This is a genomic window from Streptomyces sp. NPDC046887, from assembly GCF_040644755.1.
Classification (GTDB): domain Bacteria; phylum Actinomycetota; class Actinomycetes; order Streptomycetales; family Streptomycetaceae; genus Streptomyces; species Streptomyces lichenis.
Window position 1 is genome coordinate 1 of the sequence record NZ_JBEYXH010000070.1, and the last position, 10,272, is coordinate 10,272.

Annotated in this window: 7 protein-coding genes; 2 read left to right on the plus strand and 5 right to left on the minus strand. The window is 74.4% G+C overall.

What is annotated here, in order from left to right:
- Nucleotides 1–112: 112 nt before the first annotated feature.
- Entirely contained in the window at nt 113–1,306 is a 1,194-nt protein-coding gene (locus tag ABZ945_RS32775) for a S1 family peptidase (protein ID WP_361277088.1), read from the minus strand.
- A 457-nt stretch (nt 1,307–1,763) separates the two neighbouring features.
- Nucleotides 1,764–2,828 (minus strand): helix-turn-helix transcriptional regulator, encoded by a 1,065-nt coding sequence (locus ABZ945_RS32780; protein WP_361277090.1) that lies wholly within the window; start codon nt 2,826–2,828, stop codon nt 1,764–1,766.
- 121 nt (nt 2,829–2,949) lie between these two features.
- Here ABZ945_RS32780 and ABZ945_RS32785 point away from each other — a divergent pair, with 121 nt between their 5' ends.
- A complete protein-coding gene (locus ABZ945_RS32785; RefSeq protein WP_361277092.1) occupies nt 2,950–4,524 on the plus strand; it encodes a sigma-70 family RNA polymerase sigma factor in 1,575 nt (524 codons plus the stop codon).
- Between the two features lie 350 nt (nt 4,525–4,874).
- On the opposite strand, the gene ABZ945_RS32790 is transcribed toward ABZ945_RS32785, so the two are convergent.
- From ABZ945_RS32790 to ABZ945_RS32800, 3 genes are all read right to left on the minus strand, one after another.
- Nucleotides 4,875–5,948, minus strand: coding sequence for a substrate-binding domain-containing protein (locus ABZ945_RS32790; RefSeq protein ID WP_361277094.1), 1,074 nt, complete (start codon nt 5,946–5,948; stop codon nt 4,875–4,877).
- 144 nt (nt 5,949–6,092) lie between these two features.
- The gene (locus ABZ945_RS32795; RefSeq protein WP_361277096.1) at nt 6,093–7,601 is read right to left on the minus strand and encodes a right-handed parallel beta-helix repeat-containing protein; all 1,509 of its coding nucleotides are present in this window, start codon (nt 7,599–7,601) and stop codon (nt 6,093–6,095) included.
- Nucleotides 7,602–7,709: 108 nt separating this feature from the next.
- On the minus strand, nt 7,710–8,936 hold the full coding sequence (locus tag ABZ945_RS32800) for a glycosyltransferase family 87 protein (protein ID WP_361277098.1): 1,227 nt from the start codon (nt 8,934–8,936) through the stop codon (nt 7,710–7,712).
- A 48-nt stretch (nt 8,937–8,984) separates the two neighbouring features.
- Between ABZ945_RS32800 and ABZ945_RS32805 the strand changes: the two genes are divergently transcribed.
- Nucleotides 8,985–10,127 carry a glycosyltransferase family 4 protein gene (locus tag ABZ945_RS32805; RefSeq protein ID WP_361277100.1) on the plus strand — a complete coding sequence of 381 codons (1,143 nt, stop codon included), beginning with the start codon at nt 8,985–8,987 and terminating at the stop codon, nt 10,125–10,127.
- Nucleotides 10,128–10,272: the final 145 nt, after the last annotated feature.

Sequence of the window (10,272 nt, forward strand, 5' to 3'; positions counted from 1 at the left end):
GCCGCCCGGGCCCCCCGCCGGCCCCCCGCCCCCCCCCCCGCGCCCCCCGCCCGCGGGGGGGGCCGTCCGCGGGGTGGGGCGGACGGCCCCTGGGGCGCTACGGGCGCGGGCTTCAGTTGGTGTTGAGGGTCAGCCCGTAGTAGCTGAGGGCGTCGTCCAGCGGCTGGAAGTACGAGGAGCCGCGGGAGTTGACGCCACCGGTGCACTTCTGGCCGATCGGCCCGCCGGAGGTCATGCCCTGCGCCTGGTTGCCGGAGATGTAGGCGCCGCCGCTGTCCCCGCCCTCGGTGCAGACGCTGGAGCTGGCCAGCCCGCTCACCACAGTGTCCGGGCCGCCGTTCTGGTCCTTGTAGGTGACCGAGATGTTGTACGAGCCGACCGTGCCGCAGGTCCACTTGGTGGTCTGGCCCGACTTGCAGAGCGCCGCGCCCGAGGCGGCCCGGCTGCTGCCCCGGACCGCGACGCTGCTGCCGTTGCCCCAGGTGCCGACGCTGGTGGCGATGGAGTTGCCCGAGTCGATCGCGGCGACGCCCATGTCCACGCTGCGGGTGCCGACGGCGAAGCGGCTGTGGGTGCCCTTGGCGAAACGGGTGCCGTTGAACTTCAGCACCGGCAGGTCCTCGATGCAGTGCCCGGCGGTGACCAGGTACTGCTTGCCGTTGCGGTCCTTCGCCCCGTAGCCCACGGAGCAGAGGTAGCCGTTGAAGGTCATCTGGCTGCCCGGGTAGATCACGGCCTGCGGGGCCAGCTGCTCCTGGCCGCGCACCACCTTCACCGCGGAGCCGTGCTTGGCGGCCTCGGCCAGGAACGCCTTGGCGGCGGTGCCCTTGTCGCTGTTCACCTCGACGGTGACGGTGTCCGAGGCGAGGTCCACGCCCCAGGAGGCGATGCCGGACGGGACGCGCTTGGCGGCCACCGCGTCCAGCTTGGCCTTGACCCGCTCCAGCTCGTCCTCACCGCGGGCGGGCACCCGGGCGTCCAGACCGGCCCGCTCGATCCGCGCGGCACCGGCCGCGTCCTCGGCGTTGACGGTCAGCGTGCCGGCGGAGGAGAAGAAGGCGCCGTCGGCGGCTATGCCCTTCCCGGCCAGGCCCGCCAGTCTCCGCTGCTGCGCGTCCTGCTGGTCGAGCCGCTCGACGGCGGCCTGCTCGCTGACTCCGAGCGAGGCGGCGAGCGCCTTCACCATCTCCGGCTGGTAGCGCGGGGCGGACTCGCCCGCGGCGGCCGACGAGGCGCCGGTCACAGCGGTCACCGAGAGCAGCGCGGCGGCGGAGACGGCGAGGGCGTATTTACGCGAAATGCGCACGGACATTCCTTCCGGTATCAGGCAAGAGGCCGTGCGGGGATATCGGAAGAAAGGGGCGCGAATTACGCGCTCCTGCCTTCCGGTGCGACGGCTTGTGCCTGGCGTCGAGAGTGGGGGATTCGACGCGCCATGACTCTGACCCGGAGCTGACGGAGGAACAAGAGGATCAGCCGCGAACGTTTTTCACAGAATTCGCGAGAACTGTTGAGGCGGTGATCGGAGGCGGTCGCGATGACAGTTGTCGGTGACTTCTGTATAGAAGACGGCTCCCTGAATCCTTGTCAGGGGGAATGCGGCCGAGCAGGATGGGAGGTGCGGCGGCGGGCTCACGCCCGCGCCCGCCGCGGAGCGGTATCCACCGAGCGCGCCGCACACCCCGCCGGGTGCGTGGCGCGACCCCCCACCTCCCACTCCGTGGACCGTCCGCCCGCGTCGGCGGAGGGGCCCGGCGGTGTGCTCACACGCCGGGCTCCCACGCCATTCCGTAGACCCCCGGACCGCACCGGGAGGCGAACACATGGGCGCTGTGCGACTGGTCCAGGACCACCCGCTGCTGGTCGCGGGGCGGGGAGTCGATCTGCTCGCGGAAATAGCGCCGGCAGTGCGAGGGCAGCGCCCCCGGGTGGAAGAAGACCTGCTGGAGGTATTCGTGCAGACCGCTCGACGACCGGCGCTCGTAGTGCGCGGCCGGTTTCCGTGAAGGGCTCACCTCCACCGCGTAACTCACCACCGCCGTCTCCAGTTTGGCCAGCTCCCGGCCGAAGCGGATGTCCAGCGCCATCGACTTCAGCTCCCGCACATGGGTGGCCTCGTGCAGCCGGCCGCTGCTGACCCGGACATCCACCGGCTCCGCCTCCTCGTCGTCGAAGCCGAGGACGAACCGGACCCGGTCCACGCCGGGGCTGTTGGCCCGCAGCACCACGGTGGCGGCCATCGACTCCGTCCGCCCGCTCTCGCCCACCACCACGGTGTCGTGGATGACCAGCTGGCTGAGGCCCCGGTTGAAGTCCCGGAAACCCTCCCCGATGAGCTGCTCGGCCACCGAGCCCTCACCGAAGAACCGCAGTGCGGCGTCCTCGCAGCGCACCGGGGTGATCCGGCCGCGCGGGCGCCGAGGACCCAGCAGGGAGCGCAGCGCCCCGCCCGGCAGTTCCAGGATCTCCTCCAGGGCGTCCACCGCGTGCAGCGAGCGCGCCCGCTCGGGCTGGCTGCGACCGCGCTGCCAGTGGCTCAGGGTGGCCTGGCTGATGGTGATCCCGCGGGCCCTCAGCCGCTCGCTCACCCGCTCCAGCGACAGCCCGCGCCGGCTCAGCGCCGCCCGCAGCGCCGCCGGGAACTCGTCCGCGGCGGGCGGTCCCGGCGCCCGCTCCGTCCGCCCGGCCCCGCACCCGGCCCCTGTCTGGGCCGCGATCCCGGTCCCGGCCCTGGCCGTGGTCCTGGCCCCGGCTGCGGCCCCGGTGCCCGTGCCCGGTCCACCGCCGGCGCCCGGCGAGCCGACGGCGTCCTCGGTCCTGTTCGGCATGACCCCTCCCGATCCCAGCACTGTCCCGGCGGGTTCCCGGTGGGCCCCGCCTACTGGTTGACCATCGGACGGGGCGCGGATAACACTTCCCGGACTGATCCGAGCGATGTGAGCGTGTGACGTGGGCGGCGTGGACGGCACCGAAGCAGTGGTGGTGGAGGCCAGGGGCGGTGACCGCCTGGCCCGGGAGAAGCTGGTCGCGCGGTACCTGCCGCTCGTCTACGACGTGGTCGGGCGGGCGCTGAACGGCCACCCGGACGTGGACGACGTGGTGCAGGAGACCATGCTCCGGGCGCTGTCCGGGCTGCGCGCGCTGCGCGATCCGGCCCGCTTCCGCTCCTGGCTCCTCGCCATCGCCATGAACCAGGTCCGCTCCCGCTGGGCCGCCCTCGGCCACCGCCCCGCCCCGCTGGCCGACACCGACGAACCCGCCGACCGGGCCGCCGACTTCGTCGACCTCACCATCCTGCGCCTGGAGCTGTCCGGCCAGCGGCGCGAGACCGCCGAGGCGACCCGCTGGCTGGACGACTCCCAGCGGGACGTGCTGGCCGTGTGGTGGCTGGAGGCGGCCGGCCGGCTCAGCCGCGCCGAACTGGCCGACGCGCTCGGCATGACCCCGCAGCACGCCGCCGTACGCGTGCAGCGGGTCAAGAACCAGCTCGACACGGCCCGGGCGGTGGTCCGCGCCCTGGCCGCCGAGCCGCGCTGCCCCGAGCTGGACGCGCTGCTGGCGGACTGGGACGGCACCCCCACCCCGCTGTGGCGCAAGCGGGTCGCCCGCCATCTGACCGGCTGCGCCGGCTGCTCCGCCGGGAGCGCGGGCCTGCTCCCGGCCGAGGGCCTGCTCTCCGGGCTCGCCCTGGTGGTGCCCTGGTACGACGGCGGGCAGCGCGCCGCCGAGGCGCTGGCCCAGGCCGCGGCCCACACCACCAGCTCGTCCGCCGCCGCCCCCGCCGCCCTCTCGGCGGCCAAGGCGGGCGGGCTGATAACCGCGGGCGCCGCCGCCACCGCCGCCCTGGCCGTCTTCCTGTGGCCCGCCGCCCCGCCCGCCCCGCCCCAGGCCCGCACCCCGCCCGCCTCCGCCCTCCCGGCACCCCCGCCCACCCGCGGCGCCGAAGCGCCCCCGGCCCCCGCGACCTCGCCCGCGCCGGAGCCGTCCGCCCCGCGCCCGTCCACCCCGGCCCCGTCCGCCGAGCCCACCGCGCCGAGCCTGCCCCGTACCGTCGCCGCCCCGCCCGCCACCACCGCACCGGCGCCCTCCCCGAGCCCCGCCACCACCACCCCGGCGCCGGCCCCGCGCACCCTGACCGGGCCCGCGCCCGCGCCGCTGCTCGTCGACGAGGTCAACACCCTGCGCGCCGAGTGCGGCTGCCCCGGGCTGCGCACCGACCCCCGGCTGACCGAGATCGCCCAGCGGCAGGCCGAGGAGATGGCGGCCCGCGGCTATGTCACCAACACCGACGCGGCCGGCCGGGACACCGGAGAGCGGGTACGCGCCGCCGGCTACCTCTGGTCCGCCGTCGGCGAGACCCTCGCCCATGGCCAGGACGACCCGGCGGAGGTCGCCGCGATGTGGCGCGACAGCGCCGAGGGCGGCACCACCGTCCAGGAGTGCGGCTTCGTCCATGTGGGGGTGGGCGTCGCCGACTCCCCGAGCGGCCCCTACTGGACCCAGGTGCTGGCCACCCCGCAGTGAGGCCGGCGGCCCCGGTCAGCCGAGGCCGACCACCACCCGGTTACGCCGCCGGGGAGGACGCACCCGGCGGGTCCGGCCGGTTGGACCCGGGCGCCCGGCCGCCGGAGGGCATGGCCGCCAGAGGGCCGGGCCCCCTCGCCGTACGACCGTCGGAGGGTCAGGCCGCTTCGCCGTACGGCCGCCGGAGGGTCAGGCCCCCTCGCCGTACGACTGTCGAGGGTCAGGCCGCTTCGCCGCACCAGCGCCGGAGGGTCAGGCCGTTCCGCCGTATGACCTCCGGGGAGGGTCAGGCCCCTTCGCCGCACGGCCGCCGGAGGGTCAGGCCCCCTCGCCGTACGACCGTCGGAGGGTCAGGCGGCTCCGTCGCTGGACCGCCGGACGATCAGCGCGGGCAGCAGGTCCAGGCGGTGTACGGGCAGCGCGTCGCCGGCCTCGAACCGCCGCAGCAGCAGCCGCAGCGCCTCCGCTCCCACCGCCTGCTTGGGCGGCGCCACCGCGGTCAGCGGCGGGTCGGCGAGCGAGGCGTAGAGGTCGTCGTAGGCGATCAGCGCCAGATCGCGCGGGACGGCCAGACCGCGGTCCCGCAGCAGCGGCAGCAGGGCCAGGGCGTCCCGGTCGTTGTGCACCAGGGCCGCGCGTACGCCGGAGGCGGCCGCCCGGGCGATGGCGTCGGCCACGGCCTCGATGCCGCCAGCCGCTGCCGGGCCGTCCTCGTTGGGGACGTCCACCACCGGTGGCGCGGTGAGGCCGAGTCGCCGCACCGCCTCCGCGTACCCGGCCCGGACCTCGTACGCCGTACGGGTGTCGGAGCGGGCCGCGAGCAGCACCGCGCCATGGCCCAGCCCGGCCAGCCGGCGCAGCGCCAGGAAGACACCGTGGCGGTGGTCGGAGCAGACCGAGTCCAGCGCCGCGGCCGCGCTGCCCAGGTCGCCGCGCCGCTCCACCAGCACCGTGGGCACCGGCAGTTCGCCGAGCCAGTCGTCCCCGGCGAGGCCGCTGTCCGGCGACCAGTCGGGGACCAGCAGCAGACCGTGCGCCCCGGACTCCACCAGCCGCCGCGCCTGCGTCCGGCCGCTGTCGGCGCCGTACGGGGCGATGCCCAGCACCAGCCGGGCGCCGGCCGTCTCGGCGACCGTCCGGACGCCCGCCACCACCTCGCCGAAGTACTGGCCGGCCGCCGGCACCAGCACCCCGATGGTCCGGCCCGCCGCGCTCACCGCGGAGCCCGGAGGCCCCTGGTCCGGCAGGGCGACCGCCCCATGGGTCCGCTCCAGCACCCCCTCGGCGGCCAGCGCGGCGATGTCCCGCCGCACGGTGACCGCGGGCATGCCGAGCCGCTCGGCGAGCTGGACCACCCGGATCGGCCCGGTCTCCCGCACCGTGGCGACGATCCGCCGGCGGCGGTCCTGCGCGGAGATGGTCATCGGGCCCCTTTCCCGTGCCGCCCGCCGGGGCGGATGCCTGCCGTACGCCGTGTGCCTGGATCGATTCCCGAGACCTTCGATCGTCTCGGGTCATCCGATCGCCATGGTAGGCAACGGCGGGCACCCGTGACCGGGGAACGAGCGCTACACCCCGGGGCCGTTGAAGGCGCCCCGGTGCGGCTTGGCGGTCGCGGACACCGGGTTGCCGAAGAAGTCCCGGCCGCCGTTGCTGGAGATGACCGAGCCGTTGGAGAGCAGCGGCGAGGTGGAGCGCAGCCGGTAGCCGGTGGCCGACCCCAAGGTGCTGCCGCCGGTGCCCGGCGCGGTGAACTGCGGATCCCCCACGATGCCGTTGGCGGTGGGGCGCGGGACGCCCTGGAAGGCGTTCCACAGCCAGCTGACCCCGGCGGTCGGGAGCCGGGAGTCGGCGGTGCCCACCCAGATGTTGTTCTCGGCCGTGCTGCCGTCGGCCAGGGTGATGTCGAACTTCTTGCCCGGGCAGTACAGGACGTTGTTGTAGAGGTGCGTCACCGACCGGCCGTTGCCGCCGCTGCTCATCCGGCAGTCGTTCTCGGAGATGTTGTAGCGCAGCACCTGGCGGGCGCCGCCGATGGTGCCGCAGCCGTCGCAGTCCAGGAAGAAGCCGCCGATGTTGTCGCGGCTGAAGTTGTACTGGATGAGGCAGGTGCCGGTGTTGCCCCAGTCGCAGTCGAACGCCTGGCTGTCGGCGACGGACATCCGGGTGATGCCGTACACGGCGTTGCGCTGGATGGTCGGATTGTGGTCGCCGAGCACCCAGATGCCCGCGAAGTTGCCGCCGGAGAACGGGTAGACGCCGTTGCCCACCCCGGCGGCGGTGTTGTCCTGGATCATCGGGGTGTCCGCGTAGCTGACGATGATCCCGTCCCCGCCCACGTCCTTGACGGTGTTGCGCTCCACCAGCACGCCGGTGCCCTTGTTGGACATCGAGCCGGTGCGCACCTTGATGCCGCCGCCGCCGGAGTTCGAGACCTGGTTGTCGTGGACCCGCACGTCGCTGAGCGTGGACGCGCCGCCGTTCGCCCCGGTGACGATGGCGGCGGACTGCACGAAGTCCTCGGAGGTGGAGCCGGACTTGTTGGTCTGGCCGGCGACCCGGTCGATCACCAGGTCGCCGATGTCGAAGCCCCGGTGGGCCTTGCCGTCGGTGACCGAGACCCGCAGTCCGGTACGCCGGGCCAGGGACGAGGCCGGGTTGGTCAGCTTCAGACCGCTGACGGCCCAGTGGTCCTGGTTGGTGAACCTGACGGTGTCCGCCGCCCCGCCGCCGTCGAGCACCGGGCGGGCACCGGAGCCGTAGGCGGAGATCCGGATCGGGGCCTGTGCGGTGCCGCTGCCCTTGGGCGTCAGCGTGCCCCTGCAGGTGGTGCCGGCCGCGAAGGCCAGGGTGTCGCCGGGGCTGTAGGTCCGCGCGCTCGCCTGGGAGAGGCTGTTGTACGGGGCCGACTGACTGCCGTCCCCGGCGGTGGGGCGGGAGCAGTCGACGTGGACGGTGGTGGCACCGGCCGCGGCGGCGGCGGGGGCGGGCAGCAGCGCCAGGGCGGACAGGGTCAGGGCGGCGGCCAGGGCGCCCGAGGCGGCTGCGGGCAGCCGTCTGGAAGGTCGAGAGGACATGCGGTGGGCCTTTCTCGCCGAAGGTGGCCCGAAGGTAGGGGAGCCGCAGAGGTCATATCAATACGTGCGCTCATATGATCAGAAATGATCGCGCGGCATGAGTCCGCGTCAGGACTTCTGGAGCTCCCGGTTCGCGCCCTCGGCCTGGGCGGGCAGTACGGCGGCCTCGCGCAGCCCGGGCTCGGTGATCGTCTGCCGCCACAGCACCCGGCAGGCGCTCACCGAGGCGGCCACCAGCAGCCCGTTGCGTACCGTCAGCAGCACGATGCCCCACAGGTCGCTGTGCACGACATGGGTGAACCAGATGGGGAACTCCAGCACCGTGACAAAGGTCGCGGCCAGCACCATCTTGGCCGCCGGGCGCATCCGGCTGCCCTCGAAGACCAGGCAGACCGCGGCCAGCCCGACCAGCCACACCATGTACTGCGGGCTGATCACCCGGCTGGTCGCGGTGAACAGCAGCACCGCCGCGAAGGCCGCGTCGGCGAGCGTGGTCGGGCCGAACTCCCGGGCCCGCAGCCGCCACCACACCAGCCAGCCGAAGACCGCCGCCGTCAGCAGCAGGGCGGCCCGGGACACGATCGGCACCCCCGGGCCCAGGAACTCCACCGAGCCGTAGTTGAGCAGCACCTGCCCGTCCCAGCCGAAGTTGCGGGCCACATGGAAGACCAGCGAGCCCAGCGACTCCACCTCGGTGCCCCGGTCCCGCTGAAAGGTGAGGAAGGCCAGCGCCCCGGGCATCGCCGCCGCACAGGCCAGCAGGGTCAGCGCCCCGGCCAGCGCGCCCGCGCCCCAGGAGCGCAGGGTCTCCCGCCCGCGGCGGGTGCCGGCCAGCAGCAGCGCCGGCCACACCTTGAGCAGCGCCCCGAACCCGGCCAGCGCCCCCAGCAGCGCCGGGCGCCGGATGCCGGCCAGCAGCGCCGCCACCGCGACGGCGGTGACCATCAGGTCGTAGCGGGCGTACACCGTCGGCCCCAGCAGCGGGACGCCGGCCACCCACACCCAGGCGCCCGCCGGGCTCTTCCCGGGCCGCCGACCCGCGTATAGCAGCAGCCCGAAGACAGCCGCGTCGCAGAGCAGGCAGAGCAGGAAGAAGGCGTGGGGGTAGGAGAGGAAGGGCAGCGCGCCCGGCGCCAGGATCGGCAGCGCGGCGGCCGGCGGGTACTGCCAGGTGACGTCGTCCAGCGGGTACGTCCCGGTGCGCAGCACCTCGAACCAGCCCTGGTAGATGACCGAGACGTCCGAGGTGACATCGGGGCCGGGCAGCACCAGCACCCCGAAGACGCACAGCAGCAGAATGGTCCTGGTGGCAACCCAGACGGCTGCGGCCTTCATGCCTACCTCAATCGGTCAGTGGTACGGGAGCGGGTACTGTCGGCGGCGATGCACAAGACCTTGATCGTAACCAACGACTTTCCGCCCAGACCCGGCGGAATTCAGGCATTTCTGCACAACATGGCGCTCAGGCTCGATCCGGAGCGGACGATCGTCTACGCCTCCACTTGGAAGCGCGGCCGGGAGGGCGCCGAGGCGACCGCCCGGTTCGACGCCGAGCAGCCGTTCCGGGTCGTGCGGGACCGCACGACCATGCTTCTGCCCACACCGCGCGTGACCGCACGTGCCACCGCGCTGCTGCGCGAGCACGGCTGCGAGTCCGTCTGGTTCGGCGCCGCCGCCCCGCTCGGGCTGATGGCGCCCGCGCTGCGCAAGGCCGGCGCCCGTCGCCTGACCGCCACCACCCACGGCCATGAGGCCGGCTGGGCGCAGCTGCCCGCCGCCCGCCAACTGCTGGGCCGGATCGGCGAGTCCACGGACACGATCACCTATCTCGGCGAGTACACCCGCTCCCGTATCGCCCGCGCGCTCAGCCCCGAGGCAGCGGCGCGGATGGTCCAACTCCCGCCCGGAGTGGACGAGAAGACCTTCCACCCGGACTCCGGCGGCGCCGCGGTCCGCGCCCGGCTCGGCCTCAGCGACCGCCCCGTGGTGGTCTGCGTCTCCCGGCTGGTGCCGCGCAAGGGCCAGGACACCCTGATCGAGGCGATGCCCGCGATCCTCGCCGCCCACCCGGACGCGGTCCTGCTGATCGTCGGCGGCGGCCCGTACGAGAAGGAGCTGCGCAGACTGGCCGCCGGGACGGGCGTGGCGGACGCGGTCCGCTTCACCGGCGCGGTGCCCTGGTCCCAGCTCCCCGCGCACTACGGCGCCGGGGACGTCTTCGCCATGCCCTGCCGCACCCGCCGCGGCGGGCTGGACGTGGAGGGGCTCGGCATCGTCTACCTGGAGGCCTCCGCCACCGGGCTGCCGGTGGTCGCCGGCGACTCGGGCGGCGCCCCGGACGCGGTGCTGGACGGCGAGACCGGCTGGGTGGTGCGCGGCGGCTCCCCGGGCCAGGCCGCCGAGCGGATCAGCGCCCTGCTGGGCGACGCGGACCTGCGCCGGCGGATGGGCGCGGCGGGCCGCGCCTGGGTCGAGCGGAAGTGGCGCTGGGACCTGCTGGCGGAACGGCTCAAGGAACTGCTGTAGGAGCCGCTACGGAGCCGGTACGGAAGCCGGTACGGAGTCGGTACGGAAAAGACCACCCAGCCCCGTACGGCACCCGCCCCCGTACCGCCTCCGGCCGACGGCACCGGGCCGCAGCCCTCCCCGTACCGGCGCACCCCGGAACCGG